General features: G+C 65.0%; 11 protein-coding genes and 1 pseudogene. 7 read left to right on the top strand and 5 right to left on the bottom strand.

Translation table 11 applies throughout. The annotated features are described in order from the left end of the window. The first annotated feature begins 74 nt into the window (after positions 1 to 74). Complete coding sequence (locus AC0IYS_RS19085) at positions 75 to 707, top strand: LysE family translocator (RefSeq protein WP_471706653.1); 633 nt, start codon at positions 75 to 77, stop codon at positions 705 to 707. Positions 708 to 952: 245 nt separating this feature from the next. Here AC0IYS_RS19085 and AC0IYS_RS19080 read toward each other — a convergent pair whose 3' ends face one another. After that, positions 953 to 1,702, bottom strand: a complete 750-nt coding sequence (locus AC0IYS_RS19080) for a YceI family protein (protein ID WP_471706652.1) — start codon at positions 1,700 to 1,702, stop codon at positions 953 to 955. A gap of 482 nt (positions 1,703 to 2,184) precedes the next feature. Here AC0IYS_RS19080 and AC0IYS_RS19075 point away from each other — a divergent pair, with 482 nt between their 5' ends. Together AC0IYS_RS19075 and AC0IYS_RS19070 are read left to right on the top strand one after the other, a co-directional pair. Next, positions 2,185 to 2,886, top strand: a complete 702-nt coding sequence (locus AC0IYS_RS19075) for a glutathione S-transferase family protein (RefSeq protein WP_471706651.1) — start codon at positions 2,185 to 2,187, stop codon at positions 2,884 to 2,886. Position 2,887: 1 nt separating this feature from the next. Further along, complete coding sequence (locus tag AC0IYS_RS19070) at positions 2,888 to 3,514, top strand: glutathione S-transferase family protein (protein ID WP_471706650.1); 627 nt, start codon at positions 2,888 to 2,890, stop codon at positions 3,512 to 3,514. A gap of 9 nt (positions 3,515 to 3,523) precedes the next feature. Here the strand turns inward: AC0IYS_RS19070 and AC0IYS_RS19065 are convergent, their stop codons facing one another. The 4 genes from AC0IYS_RS19065 to AC0IYS_RS19050 all read right to left on the bottom strand — a co-directional run bounded on the left by AC0IYS_RS19065 (position 3,524) and on the right by AC0IYS_RS19050 (position 12,885). Further along, on the bottom strand, positions 3,524 to 4,393 hold the full coding sequence (locus tag AC0IYS_RS19065) for a CheR family methyltransferase (RefSeq protein ID WP_471706649.1): 870 nt from the start codon (positions 4,391 to 4,393) through the stop codon (positions 3,524 to 3,526). Further along, positions 4,381 to 9,297 carry a hybrid sensor histidine kinase/response regulator gene (locus AC0IYS_RS19060; protein ID WP_471706648.1) on the bottom strand — a complete coding sequence of 1,639 codons (4,917 nt, stop codon included), beginning with the start codon at positions 9,295 to 9,297 and terminating at the stop codon, positions 4,381 to 4,383. The genes AC0IYS_RS19065 and AC0IYS_RS19060 overlap by 13 nt, the downstream gene beginning before the upstream one ends. Before the next feature lie 4 nt (positions 9,298 to 9,301). Continuing rightward, the gene (locus tag AC0IYS_RS19055; protein ID WP_471706647.1) at positions 9,302 to 11,209 is read right to left on the bottom strand and encodes a putative bifunctional diguanylate cyclase/phosphodiesterase; all 1,908 of its coding nucleotides are present in this window, start codon (positions 11,207 to 11,209) and stop codon (positions 9,302 to 9,304) included. Between the two features lie 248 nt (positions 11,210 to 11,457). Beyond that, positions 11,458 to 12,885: a CehA/McbA family metallohydrolase gene (locus AC0IYS_RS19050; RefSeq protein WP_471706646.1), complete on the bottom strand. Its 1,428-nt coding sequence runs from the start codon at positions 12,883 to 12,885 to the stop codon at positions 11,458 to 11,460. A gap of 418 nt (positions 12,886 to 13,303) precedes the next feature. On the opposite strand from AC0IYS_RS19050, the gene AC0IYS_RS19045 reads away from it, so the two are divergent. The 4 genes and pseudogenes from AC0IYS_RS19045 to recD all read left to right on the top strand — a co-directional run bounded on the left by AC0IYS_RS19045 (position 13,304) and on the right by recD (position 25,769). Continuing rightward, positions 13,304 to 16,528, top strand: coding sequence for a CHASE domain-containing protein (locus tag AC0IYS_RS19045; protein ID WP_471706644.1), 3,225 nt, complete (start codon positions 13,304 to 13,306; stop codon positions 16,526 to 16,528). 63 nt (positions 16,529 to 16,591) lie between these two features. Further along, a pseudogene (gene recC, locus AC0IYS_RS19040) lies at positions 16,592 to 20,054 on the top strand (exodeoxyribonuclease V subunit gamma). Continuing rightward, entirely contained in the window at positions 20,051 to 23,797 is a 3,747-nt protein-coding gene (gene recB / locus AC0IYS_RS19035) for an exodeoxyribonuclease V subunit beta (RefSeq protein WP_471706643.1), read from the top strand. The pseudogene recC and the gene recB overlap by 4 nt, the downstream one beginning before the upstream one ends. After that, on the top strand, positions 23,787 to 25,769 hold the full coding sequence (gene recD / locus AC0IYS_RS19030; RefSeq protein ID WP_471706642.1) for an exodeoxyribonuclease V subunit alpha: 1,983 nt from the start codon (positions 23,787 to 23,789) through the stop codon (positions 25,767 to 25,769). Before recB ends, recD begins: the two co-directional genes overlap by 11 nt. Positions 25,770 to 25,935: the final 166 nt, after the last annotated feature.

Below are 25,935 nucleotides of genomic sequence, written 5' to 3'. Positions count from 1 at the left end.
ATATTGCAGGCGAAGAATTGCAGCGGAAGATGGCAGGCGGTTATCATGCTCGCTTTTGCATCGGGACAACACGCGTGTTAATTACTCCAGAACAATTCTTCGGCTTTCTCAGCGCCGCGCTGTTGATCACCATTTCGCCGGGTCCGGACAATCTGATGGTGCTCAGCGTGGGCATGTCGCGCGGGCGCCGGCAGGGCATGGTTTTCGGTCTGGGGTGCGCGCTTGGCTGCCTGAGCCACACGGTGCTGGCGGCGCTGGGCGTCAGCGCGCTGATCAAGGCATCGCCGCTGGCCTTCGGCGCGCTCAAGCTGGTGGGCGGCGCGTATCTGATCTGGCTCGGCATCGGCGCCTTGCGCAGCCGTGGTGGCGCGCGCGTCAATAGCGCCGGCGGCGTGCCCGATGAAAGCCTGGGCAAGTTGTTCGCCAAAGGCTTGTTCGCCAACGCCATCAATCCGAAGGTCGTGCTGTTTTTCCTCTCGTTCCTGCCGCAGTTCGTGGTGGCCGAGCGTGGCGACGCCAGTTGGCAGACCGCGCAACTGGGGCTGCTGTTCACGGCGCAGGGTGTGCTGGTGTTTGGCTTGCTGGGCTATTTTTCGGGCACGGTGGGCGCATGGATCAACCGCCATCCCGGCGCCGGGATGTGGATGGACCGGGTGGCGGGCGTGATTTTCGTCGTTCTCGGACTGCGCCTGATCGTCGCCCGCTAAAAAAGTTTGTTAAAAAAGTTTGTTTATGCGGGCGATTGTCATCATGTCGTCATGCGGCGTTGACATACTGGCCTTGCTCTTTCAAGTCTCTCCCGATTTGAAAACCTTCGGCCCGCGCTCCTTACTGCGGGCCTTTTTTTTATCCGGGGTCAGGTCCACCATTTCTACACGGTCTCTGCTTTAAGCCCCATTTCCAGCCTCCCATTGCTCAGCTTGTGTAGAAATAATGGACCTGACCCCGGAGTTTATTTTGCAACCAGGGTGAAGCGCAGCGCCATTTTGTCCTGGACGGCCATGGCGCCGCCCATCACCGAAAATGGTACGAGGCCGAAATCCGTCTGGTTCAGATCGACCGTGCCGCTGACGGTCATCACGCCGTTGTCCTCGCGCAGATCGACCGGGATGGCGTAGTCGCGCGTGACGCCGTGCAGTGTGATCGCCACGCGCAGCGGTTCGCCGGCCGCGCCGCGTTCGGCGCGCACCGACACCACGGGATAGCGCTCGGCGTCCAAGACCTTGGTCAGCATATTGGTTCGCGTGCCGTCGATGGCGTCGGCCGACGGCTGCTTTTCCAGACCGGCGGCGCGCCGCAGATCCGGTTCGTCCACCGTCATCTGGTCAAGACGGAACTGGAAGTCGGCGCGGTTGTGCGCCGGCGCGACCGTGCCGGTGACCGTGCGGCTGGCGACCACGTGATCGTGGCCGAGCCGCGCCAGCACGCCGCCGCGCCGCACGGTGACGGCGATCAGCGATTGGGCGCTGTCGATGGTGAGGATGCGCGCCGCGCTCGGGGCGGAAGGCGCGGCGGCTCGCGCGGGAGCGGCCGGCGCTGGTTCGGATGGGCCGGATGCCGCGCCGGTGCCTGCGCTTGGCGCTTGCAGCGGCGAGCAGGCGGCCAACGTAATCAGCAGCGCGGCGCCGGCCAGGCTGCGCAGCGCCGCGTTCGACGGATTTCTCGCTGCGCGACGAAAGTGCGTGATTTGTGTATGCGTCATTTGGCCGTCATATTGTAAGATTATTATGCGTTCGCTGATCCCAGCGTGCTCCAGTTGGTCGCCGTACCCAAGCAGGTGCGGGATTTCACAAAGCATGACTCAGCAGGCTCGCCGGTGGCCTGAAACACCGGCACCATCCTACCTAAGTTTCCCTCCCCGCTACAAACTTAATGAAGTCCTAAGCCTGACTTTGCCGATAACTGGCAAAGTACTACCCATAGCGCGCGGTAAAGCCAAGCGCCCGGTTGCCGGACCCGTACAGTCCGGCACAAATACGTTCAGGCGGCACGATCGCCGCCGGACACCGTCCATCCCCACGCTCTCGAGCGTTTTACGACCAGTTTCATCTCACGATGACGCTGGTTTTTTTTGCGCCGCCGGCCATCGCTTTGTGTTATCTTTTTTTTATCGTTGATCGCAGCACCATTTTTCGAATCGGGCTATTATCCCTTTAGACAAACTACAAGCAAAGGCAGAGACAAATGATCGACCTTTACACCGCCGCCACGCCCAACGGCCACAAGATCTCCATCGCGCTCGAAGAGCTGGAACTGACCTACACGCTGCATGCGCTGGAGTTGTCGACCAATGAGCAGAAGCAGCCGTGGTTCCTGGCGATTAACCCGAACGGCCGCATCCCGGCCATCATCGACCGCTCGGAAGACAATTTCGCCGTGTTCGAATCGGGCGCCATCCTGATCTACCTGGCCGAGAAGACCGGCGAGTTGATGCCCACCGATTTCAAGGGCCGCTCCAGGGTGCTGCAATGGCTGATGTTCCAGATGGGCGGCGTCGGTCCGATGATGGGACAGGCCAACGTCTTCTACCGCTACTTTCCCGAGAAGATCCAGCCGGCGATCGACCGCTATCAGGGCGAGAGCAAGCGCCTGTTCCGCGTGCTCGATGGCCATCTGGCCGACAACGAATACCTGGCCGGCGATTATTCGATCGCGGATATCGCCAATTTCGCGTGGGTGAATATTCACAACTGGACCGGGATCCCGGTCGACGATTTGCCGAATCTGCAGCGCTGGCTGGCGGCGATCCGCGAGCGGCCCGCCGTCAAGCGCGGCTTGATCCTGCCGCCGCGCGTGGAGCGCACCACGCCGGAGGAACTGGAGCAAGTGGCGGTCGAGGCGCGCAAAATGCTGGAGACCGGCCAATCGCGCGCCGGGGGCGTGTGAGATGAAGTTCTACACGTCGAGCCGCACGCCCAACCCGCGCCGGGTCGCCATGTTCATGGCCGAGAAAGGCCTGGCGGATGTGGAGCAGGTGCAGATCGATCTGGGCACGGGCCAGAACCGTAGCGCCGAATTCCTGGAGAAGAATCCGTTCGGCCGCGTGCCGGTGCTGGAGCTGGACGACGGCCGTTTGCTGAGCGAGACGCGCGCCATTTGCAGCTGGCTGGAAGGCTATGCGCCGGAGCCCAATCTGATGGGGGAGGGCTACGACGAGCGGGCCTTCATCGAGATGACGGACCGCCGGGTGGAGCTGCATCTGTTCTTCGGCATCGCCAACTGCGTGCGGCATACGCATCCGGGGCTGGCGATATTGGAGCAGCCGCAGTTTGCCGATTTCGGCGCGTCGCAGGGAGAGAAGATGCGCGACACGGCGCGCTGGCTCGACCGCCTGCTCGCCGAGCAGCCGTTCGTCGCCGGTCAGCGCTTCACCATCGCCGACATCACCGCGTTCTGCGCGCTGGAGTTCGCGCGCGGCTTGATGAAGTTCCGGCCGTCTGCCGAAGGGATGCCGCATCTGCAGGCGTGGCGCGACCGCATCGCGGAGCGCCCCAGCGCGTCGACCAGGTTTTAATTAAGCTTACTAAACCACCCGCTTGTACCAGGGCTGGCGCGGGAAAACCTGTTTGTACTGGCGCGCCAGCGGTTCGTCGTCGTCGAACGGGCGGTCCAGCACCAGCATGCCCGATTGCGCCAGGCTGTCGTCGAACAGGCGTAGCACGCGCTCCCGCAGCGGCGGGCCGAAATCCGGCAGCGTGCGATCGGCGACGATCATCTGGAATTCGTTGAACGAGGCGTCCGTCACCAGGTTGTATTGCGCCCAGGTGATGCGGCTGCGCAGATGCGGCAACGGCACGGCGCGCGTGCCTTCCGCGTTCACTTCGAAATAGTCGATCAGGCGGCCGACGCCGCCGCTCTTGATGTAGTTACCCTGCAGTTCACCCAGGCGCGCCATCGGCAGGCTCGCTTGCAGCGCTTCGTCCAGCAGCGCGTCGCTAGCGACGGTGGCGTAGATCTCCGTGCGTGGACCCAGCTGCTCCTGCTCCAGCAGGATGGCCAGGGTCCACGCCTGCTGGGCGCCGGCGCAATCGGCCAGCCAGACGCGCGGCAACGCGGCGCCGTGCAGGCAGACGCCCAGCGACATGCGCAGCAGCGCGGTCTCCGAGGCGTTGTCGAACATCAGCGCCGGTTCGACGTAGAGCGCTTTGAGAAACGCCTGGTGGGCGGCCGGTTCGTGCAGCACCTTCGCTTGCAGCGCCGAGATGCTCGTCGCGGACATTTCCGTCATGAGGCGCCGCACCTTGCGACGCACCTGGTCGCGCCGATAGCCACGGTAGTCGTAGCCGTGGCATTGGAACAGCGCTTCCAGGAGCAACTCCAGTTCCAGCTCCTCGACCGAGGACGGGGAGTGGCGCCGCGCCGATGGCATCATGTCGCCCATCAGTGCAGCCACACCCGCATCAGCGACAGCAGTTGTGCCACGTCCACCGGCTTGGTGATGTAGTCGGACGCACCGGCGGCGATACACTTATCCCGGTCGCCCTTCATCGCCTTGGCCGTCAACGTGATGATCGGCAGCGACTTGAACTTGGGGATGCGCCGGATCGCGCGCATGGTGTCGTAGCCGTCCATCTCCGGCATCATGATGTCCATCAGGACGATCTCGATGGTCGGATCCTTTTCCAGCACCTCGATGCCGTCGCGGCCATTTTCGGCGAACGACACCTGCATCTGCTGGCGCTCCAGCAGCGACGACAGCGCGAAGATGTTGCGCAGGTCATCGTCGACGATCAGCACCTTGCGCCCGGCCAGGCCGCCATCGGCCGCGTGGATTTCCTCGAGCATGCGGCGTTGCGCCTCCGGCAGGCTGGCCTGGGAGCGGTGCAGGAACAGCGCCGTCTCGTCGAGCAGGCGTTCCGGCGAGCGCGCATCCTTGATGACGATGGTCTTGGCGTAGCGTTTTAGCTTGGCCACTTCCTTGCGGTTCAAGTCTTTGGCGGTGTTGATGACGATCGGCAGGTCGCGCAGCGATTCGTCCTTGCCGATGATGTCGAGCAGGTCGAAGCCTGAGATGTCCGGTAACGTCAGGTCGAGCACCATGCAGTCGAAACGCTGTTCGCGCAGCGCTTCCAGCGCGGCCTTGCCGGTATCGACGGCGACGATGTGCAGGTCGGCGTCGCCGATCAGCGCGACGATGGAGTCGCGCTGCGCCGGTTCGTCGTCGACCACCAGCAGGCTGCGTTTTCCGCCCAACAGGAATTTCTGTATCCGCGCGAATTCCTCCTGCAGCGCCGCCTTGCTGACCGGCTTGTTCAGGTAGGAGATCGCGCCCAGGCGCAGCGCGCGTTCGCGTTCGCGCAGGCTGGACATCACGTGCACCGGGATGTGGCGGGTGCTCGGGTCGCGTTTGAGGCGGTCGAGCACCGTGAAGCCGTCGATGTCCGGCAGGTCGAGGTCGAGCAGGATCGCCGACGGCAGGTAGTCGCGCGCCAGGCTCAGGGCGGAATCGCCCTGCATGGTGACGACGCCTTTGAAGTTCTTCTCGCGCGCGAAGCCCAGCACGATCTTGGCGAAGCGTTCGTCGTCTTCGATGATGAGCACCGACGGATCGCCCGGCGCCACCAGGCCGCGGTCGTCGCTGGTGCTGTATTCGCTGATATCGGCATCGAGCTCGGCGGCCGCGGCGGCGGCGCTGTCATGTTCCGGCATCGACAATTCGCTGTAGTGCGGCGCGGAGTAGACGATATGCGGCGCCGGCGCGGCAGGCATCGGCAGGCGCACCTGCGGCTGGCGGCCCATGTCGTAGTTGATGAATCCCGCGCGGTTGTAAGGCAGGAACAGCGTGAACGTGGAGCCGTTGCCGACCACCGATTCGACGCGGATTTCACCGCCCAGGAGTCGCGCCAGTTCGCGCGAGATCGACAGACCCAGGCCGGTGCCGCCGTATTTGCGGGCGGTCGAACCGTCGGCCTGCTGGAACGCTTCGAAAATCAGCTGCAGTTTGTCGGACGCGATGCCGACGCCGGTGTCGCTGACGGCGAAGGACAATACCGCGTCGGCGTGGATCAGGTTGGGGTGGTCGTTGGAGAAGCCGCTGTTCACAAGGCTGATGACCAGCGAGACCTGGCCGTGCGTGGTGAACTTGAACGCGTTCGACAGCAGGTTTTTCAGCACCTGCTGCAGGCGCGTTGTGTCGGTCATCATCGCGGTCGGCAGGTTTTCGCGCAGGTCGACCGAGAAGCCCAGGTGCTTGGCTTCTGCCATGTGGCGGAAGGTGCGGTCGACGTAGTTCCGGAGATTCTGGAAGCGGTATTCGGAGACGTCCAGGGTCACCGTGCCCGACTCGATCTTCGACAGGTCGAGAATGTCGTTAATCAGCGTAAGCAAGTCGGAGCCGGAGCCGTGGATGGTCTTGGCGAATTCCACCTGCTTGCCCGACAGGTTGCCGTCCGGGTTGTCGCCCAGCTGCTGCGCCAGGATCAGCAGCGAATTCAATGGCGTGCGCAGCTCGTGCGACATATTGGCCAGGAATTCGGATTTGTACTTGGACGACAGCGCCAGCTGGGTGGCTTTTTCCTCCAGCGCCAGCTTGGCCTGTTCCACCTCGCGGTTCTTGCGTTCCACCTCGATGTTCTGCTCCGACAGCAGGCGGGCTTTTTCGGCCAGCTCCTGGTTGGTCTGTTGCAGTTCCTGCGCCAGCGACTGCGATTGCGTCAGCAGCGATTCGGTGCGGCTGTTCGCCTCGATGGTGTTGAGCACCACGCCGATCGATTCCATCAGCTGGTCGAGGAAGGACAGGTGGGTTTCGGTGAAGCGGTCCAGCGAGGCGATCTCGATGACCGCCTTGACCTGCTGCTCGAACAGGATAGGCAGCACGACGATGTTGGTCGGCGGCGCCGCGCCCAGGCCCGACGAGACCACGATGTAGTCGCGCGGCACGTCGGTCAGCCAGATGCGCACCTTCTCCAGCGCGCACTGGCCCACCAGGCCTTCGCCCGGCAGGAAGGAGGTCGGCAGCTTGCGGCTGGAACGGTAGCCGTAGCTGGCGATCATGCGCAGGCGGGCGTCCGATTCCTGCGAGTCCATCATGTAGAACACGCCGTGGTGGGCCGACACCAGCGGCGCCAGCTCGGACAGAATCAGCTTGGTCACGGCCTGCAAGTCGCGCTGGCCCTGCAGCAGGCGGGTGAAACGCGCCAGGTTGGTCTTGAGCCAATCCTGCTGCGCGTTCTTGAGCGTCGTATCCTTCAGGTTGCGGATCATCTCGTTGATGTTGTCCTTCAGGTAGGACACCTCGCCGCGCGCTTCCACCTGGATGGAGCGCGACAAGTCCCCGCGCGTCACCGCCGTCGCCACCTCGGCGATCGCGCGTACCTGGTTGGTCAGGTTCGCCGCCAGCTGGTTGACGTTCTCGGTCAAGTCCTTCCACGTACCGGCCACGCCGGACACGTTGGCCTGGCCGCCCAGCTTACCTTCGGTGCCCACCTCCCGCGCCACCCGCGTCACTTCCGACGCGAACGACGACAGTTGGTCCACCATGACGTTGATGGTGTCTTTCAGCTCCAAAATCTCGCCTTTGACGTCCACCGTGATCTTTTTCGACAGGTCGCCGCGCGCTACGGCGGTGGTCACCGCCGCGATGTTACGCACCTGGCCCGTCAGGTTGGACGCCATGAAGTTGACGTTGTCGGTCAAGTCCTTCCAGGTGCCGCCGACGCCGGGCACATACGCCTGGCCGCCAAGCTTACCTTCCGTACCCACCTCGCGCGCCACCCGCGTCACTTCCGACGCGAACGAAGACAATTGGTCCACCATCACGTTGATGGTGTTTTTCAGTTCCAGGATCTCGCCCTTGACGTCCACCGTGATCTTTTTAGACAGGTCGCCGTTGGCCACGGCGGTGGTCACGTCGGCGATGTTACGCACCTGGCCCGTGAGGTTACCCGCCATCGAGTTCACGCCGTCGGTCAAGTCCTTCCACGTGCCGGCGACGCCGGGCACGTTGGCCTGGCCGCCCAGCTTACCCTCGGTGCCGACCTCGCGCGCCACCCGCGTCACCTCCGAGGCGAAGGAGTTTAGTTGGTCGACCATCACGTTGATGGTGTTCTTCAGTTCCAGGATCTCGCCCTTGACGTCCACCGTGATCTTTTTCGACAAGTCGCCGTTGGCCACGGCGGTGGTCACGTCGGCGATGTTACGCACCTGCCCCGTCAAGTTACCCGCCATCGAGTTGACCGAGTCGGTCAAGTCCTTCCAGGTGCCGGCCACGCCTTTCACCTGCGCTTGTCCGCCCAGCTTGCCCTCGGTGCCGACCTCCCGCGCCACGCGCGTGACCTCCGATGCGAACGAGGACAATTGGTCCACCATCACGTTGATGGTATTTTTCAGTTCGAGAATCTCGCCCTTGACGTCCACCGTGATCTTTTTCGACAAGTCGCCGTTGGCCACCGCCGTCGTCACCGCCGCGATGTTACGCACCTGGCCCGTCAGGTTGGACGCCATGAAGTTGACGTTGTCGGTCAAGTCCTTCCAGGTGCCGCCGACGCCCGGCACATACGCCTGTCCGCCCAGCTTACCCTCGGTGCCTACCTCGCGCGCCACCCGCGTCACCTCCGACGCGAAGGAGCGCAGCTGGTCCACCATGACGTTGATGGTGTCCTTCAGCTGCAGGATCTCGCCGCGCACATCGACCGTGATCTTCTTGGACAAGTCGCCGTTGGCCACGGCGGTGGTCACTTCGGCGATGTTACGCACCTGCGAGGTCAGGTTGCCCGCCATCGAGTTGACCGAGTCGGTCAAGTCCTTCCAGGTGCCGGCCACGCCTTTCACCTGCGCCTGGCCGCCCAGCTTACCCTCGGTGCCGACCTCGCGCGCCACGCGGGTAACCTCCGAGGAGAACGACGACAGCTGTTCCACCATCGTGTTGGCGGTGGTCGCCGCTCTTAGGTACTGGCCCTTCAGTGGATGGCCGTCGACCTCCAGCGCCATCGTCTGCGACAGGTCGCCTTTCGCCACCGCACCAATGACGCGCGCCATTTCCGTGGTCGGGCGAACCAGGTCGTCGATCAGCGCATTGACCGCGCTGATGATGGTGGCCCAGCCGCCGGCCATGTTGGGCACCTGCGCGCGCTGCGTCAAACGGCCTTCGCGGCCGACCACGCGGCTCACGTCCGTGACGACGTGGACCATCTTTTCCTTGGTCTCGATAATGTCGTTCAGCGTGTCCGCTATTTTGCCGGACATGCCGGTCCAGTCGGAGGGCATGCGGGCGGAGAAGTCGCCTTTTTTCAGGGCCATCAGCGTCGCCAGCAGGATTTTCAGATCCAGCTGTTCGCCCAGGTCGGTCATGTTATTCATCGGCTTAATCCTCGTTGTTCAGGAGGGAATTGGTGGTGGATAGGGTTGAGAGGGTTGAAACGGGGAAGGGCGCGCCCGGCGCGACGTGCCGCAGCACGTCGCCGGCCGCCTGCGGCGGCGCAAAGAGCTCGCCCTGGCAGCTGTCGCAGCGCAGCTTGCGCAGTACCTCAAGTTGCTGGCGCTGGTCCACGCCCAGCGCCACGACGCGCATCGACAGGGCGCGCGCGAGGTGGATCACGGCGGCGACGATGTCGGTGCCGCCCTGGTCGTTGCCGATGGCGTGGATGAACACCGGGTCGATCTTCAGCACCTCGAGCTGCCAGCGCTTGCAGGCGGCCAGCGACGAGCGCGCGCTGCCGAAATCGTCCAGCGCGCCGCGCACGCCGGCCGCCTGCAGTTGCGCCAGCACCTGTTCGAGCGGGCCGGCGGCGCCCTGGAGCAGTTTTTCATTGAGTTCGATGCCGATGCTGCCAGGCGCCAGGCCGTGCATGCGCATCGCCGGCAGCAGCACCTGCAGCAGTTCGCCGTGCAGCTGCGGCGTGGCCAGGTTGATCCAGATGCACAGCGGCGCGGCGGGCTGGCCATCGTCGCCCGGCACCGCCCGCTGCCACAGCGCCGATTGCGAACACGCCTGGGCGATGACCCAGACATCGACCCGGTCCAGCAGCACGCGGTCCTGCACGTGCGGCAGGAACTGCGACGCCTCCAGCTCGCCCCGTTCGGGATGGTGCCAGTACAACCGCGCCTCGGCGGCGACGGTGCGGCCGCTGCGGATTTCGATCTGCGGCTGATAGCGCAGTTCCAGCTCGCCGCCGCTCATCGCCTGGCGCAGCTCCAGCGTCCATTGCGTGCGTTCGCGCTCGCGTACATTCAGGCCTTCGTGGAAGAACTGCACCGACGCCGCCGGGTTCTGCTTGGCGTGGTACATCGCGGTGTCGGCGTGCTTCATCAGCAGCTGGGCGTTGGCGCCGTCCTGCGGGTACAGCGCGATGCCGATGCTGGACGCCGTTTTCAGGCGTTGGCCGCCGATCTCGAAGGGCAGGGCGCAGGCCATTTCGATCTTGCGCGCCACGCGGGCGGCGTTGGCCGAGGCGGCGCGGCCTTCGATCAGCACGACGAATTCGTCGCCGCCCAGGCGTGCGACGATGTCGGCCACGCGCACCGCCGCCGACAAGCGCGCCGACACCTGGCGAAGCAGCTCGTCGCCGGCTTCATGGCCGTAGTTGTCGTTGATTTGCTTGAATTTGTCGAGGTCCAGGAACAGCAACGCGAAGCCGATGCCGTTGCGGTCGGAGACGGCGACGGCGTGTTCCAGGTGCTGGATCAGCGCGCGGCGGTTGACCAGGTTGGTCAGCACGTCGCGCGTGGACAGGTCGTGCGCGCGCTGCTCGGCCACCTTGCGCTCTTTGATCTCCAGTTCCAGCTCGCCGTTGATGCGCTGCAGATCCTGCATGCGCTGCACGCGCAAATCCTGGTTCAGGCGCACCAGCTCCTCCGTCTTGCTTTGCAACTCCATGTTTTTCACCGCCATATCGACGAACACCGCGACCTTGGCCTGCAGGATCTGCGGGATCACCGGCGTAAACAGATAGTCGGCGGCGCCGGCCTGATAGGCACGCAACCGGTTCATTTCGTCGGCGTAGTGGGCGGTGATGAAGATGATCGGCACGCCGGCCGAGCGGGGATGCGAGTGGATCGCCTCGGCCGTCTCGAAACCGTCCATGCCCGGCATGCTGACGTCGAGCAAAATCACGGCGAATTCGTGCAGCAGCACGTGGCGCAGCGCTTCCTTGCCCGACGCTGCGGTGATCAGCTCGTATATCTGCTGTTCGACCGCATTTGTGAGCAAGCTTTCCAGCGCGTACAAGCTTGCCGGATCGTCATTGACGAGAAGAACTTTCGGGATCTGCACGGCGGGCTGTGTGGTTGTCGGGTTACGGTCCGGGGATGGAGTCTGGAAGGTAAAAGATACTCCTGTGTATCTGGGAGTCAAGCAATATTGTGCAATGCCGCAACATGGCGGTTTCGGTTATTGTATCTATCTGATAAGGTAGTTGGCAACGTTTTCACTCGGCTCGTAGAGTACAGGAAAGATATGCTCCCGCGCGCACGGTTAGCCTGAATGTTTTGGCGGTGTTTGTACGGTACAACAGGTGCGCGTTAGCGCCGGCGCTGGTTGATCCAGACCGGTGCGCTCCACAGCATTTTTCCATCGTTCTGCGTCACGCGCGCATAGTAAAAATGCGCGCCGGCCTTGGGGGTGAACACGGCCCTTGCCTTACGGCTGAGAACCGTCACCTCGCCGTTTCTTCCCGGCACGCCGGCAAACAGCTTGATGGCGGCCGGGCGCTGGCCTCGCTTGCCGGTGTAGCGTACCTGCAGGGTCAGCTTGCCGATGTTGTCGAAGCGCTCACCCATCATGCGCCCGTTGGCCGTTAAAATCAGTTCGGCATGCTTGTCCATCGTCGCGTAGACGCGGCGGGCCTGGAGGGCGGCCAGGAAGGCGCCGGCCGTGAGCGGGTGGCCACGTTCGATCAGCACGCCCGTGCGATTCGGCGACGACGCGCCCCAGTTGGCGCAATGGTTGTCCTGGTTGCTGCTGAAGGCGACGTGATAGCCGGCTTCGAGCAGCTTGTTGCAACCGGCTTCGTAGGTGCTGTGCTGCGGCTCGGATTCGTCGTCGCGGCGGGAGAAGGCGTTGCTGTTCATCACCTCGCATAACACCATGGCGGCGTCGCCGTCCGGAGTCCAGGCCAGCGGTTTGCCGCCGATGGCGAACTGGTCGGCCCTGGGGTGGTTGAACTGGCCGAGCCAGCCGCGCTGGCGCATCTGCGCGTACAGGCTGGCGTAATCGCTCCGGGGTGTGCCGGTGTCGGCCAGCAACGCGCCGGCGGCGTTGCGCTCCCATCCGAGCAGCTCGGCGCTGTTGAGGATGTTCAAATGGCCGCCGTTGTTGATCACACCCCATTCCTGTCCATAAATGGCCAGGAATCCGGGATGGGCCAGGTTCCAGGTGCTGGCCGCGCGCAGGCCGCTTTGGTAGAGCGCCTTGACGGCCGTCGGGTCGGCGCCGGCGTTGGTGCCGTCGGAGCCGTCGAACATGTGGTTGTGCTCGGACGTCATCAGGAAATCCAGGCCGTGCCGCTGCGCGTAACCGAAGGCCTCGTTGGGCCCGAGCGCCGCGCTCTGCGGCGCTTGCGAGCCGGTGCAGTGGTCGAGCGCGCCGCCGCCGTCGCTGTGGTTGGTCTGGCTGTGCAGGTTGCCGAGGTAGGTCGTGTAGCGCGTCGCGCGGGGGCCGGCCGGCGCCGGCGCGGTGGAAAATGCCGGTAGACGGGCGATCGATGGCGTCGGGGCGGGCAGACCCACGGCCACGTCCCAAGTTTGTTCTATATCAATATCGTTATCGAGTGTGTTGCCGATACTCATTTCAATGCCGGCGCGCAAGCGCAGGTGGTAGATGCCGGGCGGGACACTGGCGGCCCGCCCGGCGCGCGCGGCCGTGCTCCAGCGGATCGCCACCTGCACCGGGGCGGCGGCGAGCGTTTGCCGTCCGTTCCAATGCTTGAGTACGTGTCCATCGTCACGCAATAATTCCAGGCGCCAACGCACTTGTTGCGTTCGCTCACTATCCGGGTAGTGGAAATGCAGTGTAATGGTCCGGATGCCGTTGTTGTCCGCATGAAAGGGTGTTTGTAGCACGGCCTCGAATTCGCGATGGTCCGACGTCGAGGCCTTGCTGTCTCCTGGCATGGCCCCGCAGGCGCAGCAGAAGACCGCCAGGACAGTGACGGATACAACAGATGTGGCGGGCATGGCGTGCTCCTCTGATATGTATTCTTACAGACTCATCAATTAGAGCGCCCGTTATGGCGTAAGGTTCCGTTAAAATTCTCACCAAATCTATCAAATTCTTTCGCTGGTTACTCGACGGCATTAATAGTATGCTGCTGTGATGCAAAAGTTTTTATGATTTGTTGTCTATCCCGAAAGAATTGAGTGATGGCGCATGCTTAAATCGGCTAACAGCAGAAAGACAGCCGTCTGGTCGCGCGCGCTGTTCTGGGCGGCGGGCTGGACCCTGGCGATGGCGATGGGCGCGACCTTGTACGGCGTCGCCACGCGGATTGTCGAGGCCGACGCCGGCCAGCGTTTCGAGAACCTGGCCCGCAGCACGCAGTACGCGATCTCGGCGCGCATCAAGGCGTATTCCGACCTGACGCGGGGCCTGGTCGCGCTGTTCCAGACCAGCGACAACCTGAGCCGCCAGCAGTTCCACCAATACGTGTCGGGACTCGATTTGCCGCGCCAGTTTCCGGCCATCGCGATGCTCAGCTGGGCGCCGGTGGTCACCGACGCCGAGCGCGACGCCTTTGTCGCGGCGGTGCGCGCCGACCGCAGCCTGTCGCCGCAGGGCTATCCCCGCTTCGACATCTGGCCGGCCGGGCGCCGCCCGTCCTACGCGCCGCTGACCTACGTCGAACCGAACAACTTGCTTGACGAGAAAATGGGCCTCGATCTGGCGACCAATGGGGTGGTCGAACGATTGAACGCGGCGGCGCGCGACAGCGGCCAAGTCAGCGCCTCGGGCCAGCCCTTCGTGATCGAACAGCCGCAGCGGCAGATCGCGCTGGGCATGCGCTTGCCGGTGTACCGGCGCAATATGCCGCTGGCCGACGTCACCGAGCGCCGCGCCGCCTACCTGGGATCGGTGGGGCTGGGCTTCAGCGTGGCCAAGCTGGTGCAGGGCGCCATCGACGAGATGACGGTGCGCCAGGTGCATTTGACCTTGTACGCCGACGGCAGCACCGACGTCGAGCAGCGCCGCCTGGTGATCGAAAAACAGGACCGCCTGCTGTTCACCGATACCGGCGCGACCACGGTGACGCCGTTGTCGGCGGCCGAACGCGGCGACTATCTGGAGTCGGTGCTGCCGATCGATTTCAATGGCAGCTTGTGGAAGGCCCACTTCCAGGTGAAGAAATCGCAGCTGCTGACCGGCTTTGATGTCTACTTCCCCTGGCTGGCGGGGTTGACCGGGTTCGCCGGGACCTTGCTGCTATATAGCTATCTGGCGGTGCTGTATTCGTCGCGCCGGCGCGCCGTCAAGCACCGGGTGCTGCTTGACACGGTGCTTAACAACGTCGACGCCCACGTCTACATGAAGGACCAGAACCGCCGCTTCATCTATGTCAACGCCCGCATGGCGCACAGCCTGGGCATGCCGGTGCAGGACATCGTCGGCAAACTCGATAGCGAGTTGATGCCGGCAGCCGCCGCCGACGCCGCGTGGGCGCTGGAGCAGCCCGTGTTCCAGGAAAACGTCAAGCGCTCCGGCGAGACCCAGTTCGTCGGCGCCGACGGCGAGGTGCAGTACCACTGGACCGTCAGGGCGCCGGTGGAGATCGGCCGCTCGGTGACGGCGGTGATCGGCATGTCGACCGACGTCACCGAGCTCCATCAACTCAAGGAAAAGGCCGATACCGCCAACCAGGCCAAGAGCGATTTCCTGTCCAATATGAGCCACGAGATCCGCACGCCGATGAACAGCATCATCGGCATGGCCCACCTGGCGCTAAAATCGGTCACGCATCCGAAGCAGCGCGACTATCTGCTGAAGATTTATCACTCCGGCCAGCACCTGCTGGGCATCATCAACGATATCCTGGACTTCTCCAAGATCGAAGCGGGCAAGATGGATCTGGAGATGCTCGACTTCACGCTCGACGCGCTGCTGGCCAACATCACCAGTCAGCTCGGCGAGAGCGCGCGCGCCAAGGGATTGGAGCTGGTGTACGAGGTCAATCCCGGCTTGTCGCGGCAGTTGCGCGGCGATCCGCTGCGGCTCGAGCAGGTGCTGCTCAACTTCACCAGCAACGCGATCAAATTCTCCGAGAACGGCAAGGTCTTCGTGCGGGCGCGCCAGCTGGAGGACAACGACTGCCATATCCTGGTGCGCTTCGAGGTCGCCGACCGCGGCATCGGCATGACGCCGGACCAGATGTCGCAGCTGTTCCAGTCGTTCCACCAGGCCGACACCTCCACCACGCGGCGCTACGGCGGCACGGGGCTGGGACTGGTCATCAGCAAGCAGCTGGCCGAGTTGATGGGCGGCGGCGTCGGTGTCGACAGCCATCCGGGCGAGGGCAGCACCTTCTGGTTCACGGCGCGCCTGGCCAAGGGCACGCAATTGCTGCAGCCCAGCGTGGAGGCGGTGCAGCCGGAGGTGCTCGACAGCATACGCGGCGCATCCATCCTGCTGGTCGAGGACAATATCTTCAGCCAGCAGGTCGGGCAGGAGCTGCTGGAGGACGCCGGCGCCACCGTTTGCGTGGCCAATAACGGCAAGGAGGCGATCGACCTGCTGCTCAAGGAGCGCTTCGATTGCGTGCTGATGGACGTGCAGATGCCGGTGATGGACGGCTACGAGACCACGCGCCTGATCCGCGCGCATCCCAAGCTGTCGGCCACCTTGATTATCGCGATGACCGCCAACGCCGGGCGCGGCGACCAGGAGCGCTGCCTGGAGGCGGGCATGGACGAATTCGTGACCAAGCCGATCGCGCCCAAGCTGCTGTTTAATATGCTGTCGAAGTGGATGAGCCAACGCGCCAGGGGCGCCGCCGGCGTGGCGCGGCCGGTGTCGCCGCCGCCGCCGTCGTACTTCACGATGGCCGATGGCACGGCGTCGGCCGCAATGGCCGCGTCCAGCGCGATCGGAGCGCTGGCGCCTCCACAGCCGCCGGTGCGGACGATGACGGAAGCGGACGTGGAAATGCGCGCGCATGGCATCGTGCAAACGAGGTTGCAAACGATGCCACAGCTTGCGCTGCCGGAACCTGAACGCGAATCGGAACCGGAGCCGCATCCAATGCCGGTCGACGGCGAGTTGTTCGACTTGGCCGCGCTGGCGCAGACATTCGGCGGCAAGCCTGACAAGATGCGTAAATACGCGTTGCTGTTTGTCGAATCGGCGCGCGACGGCATGCGCGAAGTCGACGCCGCGCTGGCGCAGGACGATCTGGTGGCGCTGTCGGAACTGGGCCACCGCATCAAATCGTCTGCCCGCGCGGTGGGGGCGATGCAATTCGGGAATCTGTGCCTGGCGCTGGAACGGGTGCGCGCCGATCCCGATACGGCCAACGCGCGCCGCCTGGTGGCGCAGATGCACGCCATGCTGATGGTGCTGGACCGGCACATCGCACAGGAGTTGCTGGCCTACGCGCCGGGCTAGATGAGCGATAATAGGGTTTTCACAGCGGCGGTTTGACCCGCTCGGTCCCCTATAAAGAGTCTTATGCAACCCAGCATCACCCCCGGTTTGTTGATTTTGCACGGCAATCAGATGGAGCAGCTGCGCGCCGCTGTGTTCCAGTGGCTGCGCAATCACCCGCTTGGGGCGCTGGAATCGGATATCTTCCTTGTCCAGTCCAATGGCGTGGCCGAGTGGCTGAAGATCGCGCTGGCCGAGGAAATGGGCGTGTGCGCCGCCACCCGCGTTGCGCTGCCGGCCCGCTTTCTCTGGGAAACCTATCGCGGCATGTTCAGGACGCGAGCGGGTGCCGGTCCGTTCCGCCTTCGACAAGGGGCCGCTGACCTGGCGCCTGATGCGCCTGCTGCCCACCTTGCTGGCCGATCCCGTGTTCACGCCATTGCGCCACTTCCTCGCCGACGGCGAAGCGGAGCGGCGCCTGCAACTGGCCGAGCGGCTGGCCGACTTGTTCGACCAGTACCAGGTGTACCGCGCCGATTGGCTCGACGACTGGGCGCATGGCCGCGATCAGCTGCGCAACGCCCGCAACGAGGCCGTGCCGCTGCCGGACGACCAGCGCTGGCAAGGCCAGTTGTGGCGCGCCGTGATCGCCGACGTCGATCCGCAGGAACGTGACCTGGGCCGCGCGACGGTGCACACGGAGTTCGTGCGTGCGGCCGCCGCCGGCGAAGCGCCGCTCGGACGCCTGCCGCGCCGCATCGTCATTTTCGGCGTCTCGGCGCTGCCGTATCAAAGCCTGCAGGCGCTCGCCTCGCTGGCGCGTTATGCGCAAGTGGTGCTGGCCGTGCCCAATCCCTGCCAGTTCTATTGGGGCGACATCATCGAAGGGCGCGACCTGCTGCGCTCCGCGCACCGCCGCCAGCAACTGCGCAACGGCCAGGACCTGGGCCAGATCCCGCTCGAGGAACTGCATGCGCACAGCCATCCGCTGCTGGCCAGCTGGGGGCGTCAGGGACGCGACTTCGTCCGCATGCTCGACGAATTCGACGAGGCTTCGGCCAGCGCCGCCGCCATCGCCAGCGAGGCGGGCGACGACGACCACGTGGCGCCGCTGCGCATCGATTTGTTCAGCGAGGGCGATGGCGGGACGCTGTTGTCGCAGGTGCAGGCGGCGGTGCGCGATCTGCTGCCGTTGTCGGAGCATCCACACATGCCGCCATCGGACGACGACCGTTCTATCGAATTCCACGTCACCCACAGCGTGCAGCGCGAGGTGGAGGTGCTGCACGATCAGCTGCTGAAGATGTTCGCCGGTGCGGAGAACGGCGGGCAGCCGTTGCGTCCGCGCGACGTGGTGGTGATGGTACCGGACATCGACACCTTCTCGGCCGCCATCCACGCGGTCTTCGCGCAGCACCGGCGCAGCGATGCGCGCTACATTCCTTTCGAGATCGGCGACGTCAACGACCGCAGCGTCAATCCGCTGCTGGTGGCGCTGGAGTGGCTGTTGCGATTGCCGCAGCAGCGCTGCCGCCAGAGCGAGATCCGCGATCTGCTGGACGTGCCGGCGCTGGCCTCACGCTTCGGCCTTGGCGAGGAGGACTTGCCGACCCTCGGACTGTGGATCGAAGGCGCCGGCGTGCGCTGGGGCCTGGACCAGGAGCACCGCAGCGGCCTGGGACTCGGCCCGGCGGGTGAGCAGAACGCCTGGATATTCGGCGTGCGCCGCATGCTGCTCGGCTATGCCAGTGGCGGCGGTGGCGGTGTCGGCGCCAGCTTCGCGGGCATCGAACCGTTTTCGGAAGTCGGCGGCCTCGATGCCGCGCTGGCCGGCTCGCTGGCGCAACTGGTCGAGGCGCTGCTGCACTGGCGCGCGGTGCTGGCGCAGGCGCGCTCGCCGGCCGATTGGGGCGTGCAGGCGCGCGCCTTGCTGGCGGCGTTCTTCGATGCCGGCGAGGAGGGCGACCGACTGACCTTGGCGCAGCTGGACGATGCCCTCAACAACTGGCTGGAAACCTGCGAAGGCGCGCAGTTCGACGAAGCGGTACCGCTGGCGGTGCTGCGCGAGGCGTGGCTGGGATTGATGGACGAGCCGACCTTGAACCACCAATTCGTCTCCGGTGGGGTGACCTTCTGCACTTTGATGCCGATGCGCGCCGTGCCGTTCCGCGTGGTGTGCCTGCTCGGCATGAACGACGGCGACTTCCCGCGCCGCGCGCCGAAGGCCGATTTCGATCTGCTGGCGCAGCCGGGCATGGCGCGTCCCGGCGACCGCTCGCGCCGCGACGACGACCGTTACCTGATGCTGGAGGCGCTGCTGGCGGCGCGCGACAAGCTGTATATCAGCTGGGTGGGCCGCAATGTGCGCGACAACAGCGAGCAGCCGGCGTCGGTGCTGGTGTCGCAGTTGCGCGATTACCTGGTCAACGGCTGGCAACTCGATCTGCACGCGCGCACCACCGAGCATGCGTTGCAGCCGTTCAGCCGTCGCTATTTCGAGGCCGGCGGTTTGCTGACCTATGCGCGGGAATGGCGCGAGGCGCACAAGGCGGGGGAAGATGGCGATGAGGGAGCGGCTGCGGCATCGTCCGAGCTGCCGCCGTTCGACATCGACGACAAATTCAGCCTGAAACTCATTAGCCTGAATAATTTCGTGCGCCAGCCGGTGCGCTTCTTCTTCCGCCAGCGGCTGGGCGTGATGTTCGGCGAATCGGCGCTGGTGGGCGAGGACGAGGAACCGTTCTCGCTGAACGCGCTGGAACGCTACCTGCTCGAAGACACGATGCTCGACGACGGCGCCGACGCGGAGCAGATCGAGGAAGTCTACGACAAGCTGACCGAACGCGCGGAACGGCTGGCGCGCGAAGGCGTGCTGCCGATCGGTTTGATCGGACAGCAGTATCAACGCCAGCTGGTCGAGGCGCTGGTGCCGGTGCGCTGCGCGTGGCTCACCTTGCGCGAGCATTATCCGCAACCCGCACCCAAGTTGGCATTGAACCTGGTGCTGGCCGGCGTGCGCATGGACGACTGGATCGACCAGCTGCGCAGCAACGGCCTGGAGACGGTGTGGCTGACGCAGATGTCGTCCAAGGTGACGGACAAGCAGGGCAAGCCTCGCGGCGATAAATTGATCGCCATGTGGCTGCGGCAGTTGGCCGCCGCCGCTGCCGGCATGCCGGTCACCGGGTATTTGGTGGCGCGCGACGCCATCGTGACGATGAAGGCGCTGCCGCGCGACGAGGCGCTGGAAGCGCTGCGCGAGCTGGTATGCCTGTGGCGCGACGGCATGAACCGTCCTTTACCGACCGCATGCAAAACCGCGCTGGCGCTGGCGCAGGGCGGCGACCCACGCGCGGTCTACGACGGCGGCTTCGAAATCTCCGGCGAAAACGAGGAGCTGTGCCTGGCCCGCCTGTGGCCCGACTTCGCGGCGCTGAGCGCGCAGCCGGACTTCGCCGATGTCTCCGAGGCCTTGTACGGACCATTGGCGAACTGGCTGGAACATCACATCACGATCGAAGCCATCGAAGCGGGGAGCCCGGCATGAACAACGTCGCCAATCAACTCGCGCCGCTGACGTTCCCGCTGCACGGTTCGCGCCTGATCGAGGCCAGCGCCGGCACCGGCAAGACCTGGACCATCGCCGCGCTGTATGTGCGGCTGGTGCTCGGGCATGGCGGCGAGAACGGCTATCGCCGGCCGCTGCTGCCGGCCGATATCCTGGTGATGACCTTCACCCGCGCCGCCACGCGCGAATTGTCGAACCGGGTGCGCGAGCGGCTGGTGGAGGCCGCGGCTTACGTGCGCCGCTTCGAGGACATGGGCGACGACGACGCGCGTGACGATTATCTGGACGCGATACTGGAGTCGTACCCGAGCCACGCCGAGCGCCAGCAGGCCGCGCACCGCCTGATGCTGGCGGCGGAGACGATGGACGAAGCGGCCATCTTCACCATCGACGCCTGGTGCCAGCGCATGCTGCGCGAGCACGCCTTCGACAGCGGCAGCCTGTTCGACGAGGAACTGGTCAGCGACGAGCAGGCGCTGTTCGAGGACGCCGCCCACGACTACTGGCGCCAGCAGGTCTATCCGCTCAACGCCGTGTCGCTGGAGGCGCTGCTGTCCTGCTGGAGCGACGTCGGCGTGATGAAGAAGTCGATCCGCGAACTGGTCAAGCGCGCCGATATCATCGGCGACGTCGATGCGACGCAGTCGCTGGGGGCTCTGATCGGCGCGGTCCAGCGCAAGCAACTGGCGCAGCTGGCCGGTTTGAAGGCCGGCTGGCACGAACGCGCCAACCGCATGGAACAGTGGATCGCCCAGCACCGCGAGATGTCGCCCAAGTGCTTCAACGGTAACAAGATGCGGCCCGATTCGCTGGCCGGCTGGTTCAACGGCCTGCGCGCCTGGGCGCTTGACCCCGGCGCGGTGCTGCCCGAGATTACCGACACGGCCTGGAAGCGGCTCACGCCCTGGGGCATCGAGGACGCCTTCTCCAAGTGCTTCAGCGCGGCCATCCCGGAAGACTTCGACGCCACCGAGGTGCTTAAGCAGGCGCTCGACCAGCTGGAGCCGATGGCGCACGCGCTGTACCGCCACGCCGCTGCGTCGGTCGCCAAGCGCATGGACGAACTGAAAAAGCGCAACCGCCAGTTCGGTTTCGCCGACATGCTTGACCGCCTGAACGCGGCGCTCCAGGGCGAGAATGCCGAAGCGCTGCGCAAGCGCATCACCGAGCAGTATCCGGTGGCGATGGTCGACGAGTTCCAGGACACGGCGCCGAACCAGTACCAGATCTTCAACCTGCTGTACCGCGTGGCGGACAACGATGCGGAGACGGGGCTGTTCCTGATCGGCGACCCGAAGCAGTCGATCTACGGTTTCCGTGGCGCCGACATCCACAGCTATCTGTCGGCGCGCAGGGCCACCACCGGGCGCCATTATCAGCTGGGCACCAACTACCGTTCCACCAAGCCGGTGGTCGAAGCGGTCAACCATCTGTTCATGATCGCCGAGGGCGAGGCGGCGCAGGGCGGTTTCGGACGCGGCGCGTTCCGCTTCCGCGATCCAGGCACGCGCGTCAATCCGCTGCCGTTCGAGGCGGTCGGCGCGAAAGGTCGCAAGGAACGCATGGTCGACGCCGACGGCGACGTGCCGGCGCTGGTGGTCGCGTGCAGCGCCGCGCAGGATCTGAAAGCCGACAGCTACCGCGAGTTCTTCGCCCATCACTGCGCCGAGGACATCGTCGCGAAGCTGAACGACGAACGGGCAGGCTTCGACGGCCCGGATGGATTCGAGCGTTTGAAGCCGGCCGATATCGCGGTGCTGGTGCGCGACCGCAAGGAAGCGGCGGCGATCCGCCGCGCGCTGCAGCGGCGTCAGATCGCCAGCGTCTACCTGTCCGACAAGGATTCGGTCACCGACAGCGAGGAAGCGGCCGACGTACTGCGCTGGCTGTCGGCGGTCGCCAATCCGCTCGATGGCGCACTGGCGCGGGCCGCTTACGCCACCCGCACGGCCGGACTGGAACTGGCGCAACTGGCGCTGATGACATCGGACGAACTGGCATGGGAAGAGCGCGTCGAGCAGTTGAAGGCGCTGCACATCATCTGGCAGCGCCAGGGCGTGCTGGCGATGCTGCGCCGCTTCATCCACGAGCTGCAATTGCCGGCGGCCTTGCTGCGGCAGCCGGGCGGCGAGCGGCGTTTGACCAATCTGCTGCATCTGGCCGAGCTGCTGCAATCGGCCAGCCGCCAACTGGATGGCGAACAGGCGCTGATACGCTGGCTCGCCGAGCAGATCGAAGGCGGCGAGGGCGCCGGCGACGAGCGCGTGCTGCGTCTGGAAAGCGACGCCGAACTGGTGAAGGTCGTCACGGTCCACAAATCGAAAGGCCTGGAGTATCCGCTGGTGTATCTGCCGTTCGCTGTTACCGCGCGCAAGGTGGAACGACGCAACCGCAGCTTCTTCGAATTCAGCGACGACGACGGCGTGCGCCGGATCGACATGGCGCTGACCGAAACGGCGATGGAACTGGTCGAGCGCGCGCGTCTGCAAGAGGACTTGCGCCTGCTGTACGTGGCGCTGACGCGGGCGCGCCACTTCCTGTGGCTGGGTGTGACGGCGCTGGCCAGCCGCAAGGCCGGCGACAACACCTTGCACGAATCGGCGCTCGGCTACCTGCTCACCGGCGGCGAAGCGCTGCCGTCCGACCTGGTGATGGAGCGTTGGGAGCATACGTGCAAGGATTGCGTGGCGATCAGCATCGTCACCCTGGACATGACGCCGCAGCCGCCGACGCGCTTGAGCCGAATCGAACACCGCCCGCCGTTGCTGGAGCCGCTGCATTACACCGGCCGTTTCGAGCGCGATTGGTCGGTTGGCAGTTTCAGTTCGCTGGCGCGGCGTACCGGGCCGACCGGCATGATCGGCGCCTCCGATAACATCGGCGCGGCGCCGGTGCCGCGCGACGGATCGCAGGCCACCTTGCTCGAAGACGGCGACCTGCCGGGCATCGTGCTGCCGGTGCGGGTAGAGGACGCGCCATGGCATCGCTTCCCGCGCGGTTCGGTGCCCGGTAACTTCCTGCACGAGCAGCTGGAGTGGATGGGCGAGGAGGGCTTCGCCATTGTCGAGCAGGAGAACTTCGAGGCGCGCCTGACCCGGCGTGTCGAGCGTGCGGGCTGGGGCAACCGGCTGGCCGACACGCTGGCGTGGCTGCGCGAGATCGCCACCACCGAGCTGCCATATGTGAACGCGCCGCTCAGCCGCATCGAGGCGCCGCTGCCGGAAATGGAATTCTGGTTCCCCAGCGAGCGGCTCGATACCGGCGCGTTGGACCAGTTGTGCGTTGCGCATTTGCTGGACGGCGCGGCGCGGCCATCGCTGCCGGAGCGCCAGCTGCACGGCATGCTCAAAGGCTTCGCCGACCTGGTGTTCGAGCATGAGGGAAAATTCTGGGTGCTCGATTACAAGTCGAACGCGCTGGGCGCGGGCGACGCCGCCTATCACGAGCCGGCGCTGATCGCCGCGATCGCCGAGCATCGCTACGATATCCAGGGCGCCATCTATATGTTGGCGCTGCACCGGCTGCTGCAAAGCCGCCTTGGCCGGCGCTACGATCCAACCGAGCACTTGGGCGGCGCCGTGTTCCTGTTCCTGCGCGGCATCGCGAATACGCAAACGCGGGGTTGTTACTGGATGGCGCCGGACCCGGCGCTATTGAACGGATTGGATGAACTGCTCGGCTACACATCCGCGGCGCATGGCGAGGCACACGATGACTATTGAAACCCGGCAGGCCTCCGAAGCGTCCGCGCCATTGTTCGCACAGATCGACGCGTTGACGGAAAGCGGCCATCTACGCCGGCTAAGCGGCGCTTTTGCGCGCTTTATCGCCTCCGTCGGCAGCAGTTCGCCGCAGTTGATGGCCGCTTGCGTACTGTTGTCGGAACTGGAAGGGCGCGGCCACAGCTGTCTGCTGCTGGATGAATTGTCGGCCGACCCCGCCGCATTACTGGGCTGGACCGGCGACGAGTGGCGCGAACTGCGCGACACGGTGGGCGCCTGGCCGAAAAACGCCGCCGCTTGGCGGGCCCTGCTGGCTGGTTGCGACCAGGTTTGGCCGGTTGGCGATCTCGATTTCCAGCAGCCGCTGGTGCTGGACGGCGAGCGGCTGTATCTGCGCCGCTATTGGCGCGACGAAACGCTGGTCGCCCAAGCGGTGCGCAGCCGCGCGCTTGGCGGCGTCATCGCCATCGACGCCGACGACGAAGTGGCCGGCGTGCGCCGCTGGCTCGATATCCTGTTCCCCCACGCGGCGCGCGGCGGTGGTGTCGACTGGCAAAAAGTGGCGTGCGCCGTGGCCATGCGTGGCAAGCTCGGCATCATTACGGGCGGCCCCGGCACCGGCAAAACCTACACGGTGGCACGCTTGTTGGCACTGTTGTTCGCCACCAGCGGCGGCCGGCATTCCGATCTGCGCGTCGCCCTGGCGGCGCCGACCGGCAAGGCGGCGGCCCGGCTGAAGCAATCGATCGACGTCGCGCTTGCTGGCCTGGACCAGCGGGTTCGCGAAGTGATGCCGGAGCGTGAACTGGGCGCGGCCCGGACCTTGCACAGCTTGCTGGGCGCGCGCCCGGACACGCGCGCGTTCCAGCACCACGCCGGCAACCAGCTGGATGTCGACGTGCTGATTGTTGATGAAGCGTCAATGATTCACCTGGAGATGATGTCGGCGCTGCTGGCCGCGCTGCCGCCAAGCGCCACCTTGATACTGCTGGGTGACAAGGATCAGCTTGCGTCTGTGGAAGCCGGCGCGGTGCTGGGCGACCTGTGCCACAACGCCGAAGCCGGCGACTACGGCGCGAAAACGTTGACATATGTACTCGAAAGCACGGGCCAGCAAATGCCTGCCAGCTTCGCCGGCGACGGCGGCCCGATCGCCCAGCAAACGGTCATGCTGCGCGAAAGCCGTCGTTTTGGCGGTCCGATCGGCGCGTTGGCGCTCGCGGTCAATGCCGGCGACGCTGCCGCCGCGGTCAATGTCCTGCGCGAGAGCGAGGAAGAAAAGGTGGCCTGGATCGATCCGGCGCAAGCGGCGGACCTGTTGCAACTCGCTTTGGCAGGCCGCAACGGCGCCGCCGGCGGTTATCAGGATTACCTCAAAATGATCGCGGCAGGCGCTCCGGAAGGCGAGGAGATCGTACGACTTGCCTGGGTCAAATCTGTGCTGAACAGCTTCGAAACCTTCCGCATCTTGTGCGCGGTCCGAGAAGGCGAATGGGGCGTGACCGGTTTGAATGATGCAATCGAGAAGAAGTTGCAGTCGGCCGGCCTGCTGAAAAGGACCGGCGAATGGTACGTCGGGCGACCGGTCATGGTCACCCGCAACGACTACGGCACCGGCGTTTTCAACGGCGACATCGGCCTGACTTTGCCTGACCCGGCGCGTCCCGGAGCGCTGCGCGTGTATTTCTCGGAGGGCGAAAACGTCCGCAGCGTGCTCGCCACGCGGCTGCGGAATGTGGAAACCGCGTTCGCCATGACGGTGCATAAATCACAGGGTTCCGAGTTCAAGCACACCGTGCTGGTGCTGCCGAAAGACAGCGGCGGCATGCTCGCGCGCGAGCTGATCTACACGGGAATTACCCGCGCCCGCGACTACTTTACGTTACTGACCCCCAACGGCCAAGTCCTGCTGGACGCCATCGCCCAACGCACGCAACGCGCCAGCGGCCTGCGCAACCTCCTCGACAACTGAACGATCAAAACGCACAGCCACAGGGAATTCAACGCCCCCAATATGCCAAAAATTAGCACGAAAACACCAAAATCCGGCATGATGAGGTCGCGTAACAACGAAAACACGTAGGGCGGATTAGGCGGCACGCCGTAATCCGCCAAGCGCCGCCACCACCGCCACCGCC

Source organism: Duganella sp. AC237 (assembly GCF_979254035.1).
Note: the sequence above shows the minus strand (reverse complement) of the source record. Positions and strands in the feature narration are given on the sequence as shown.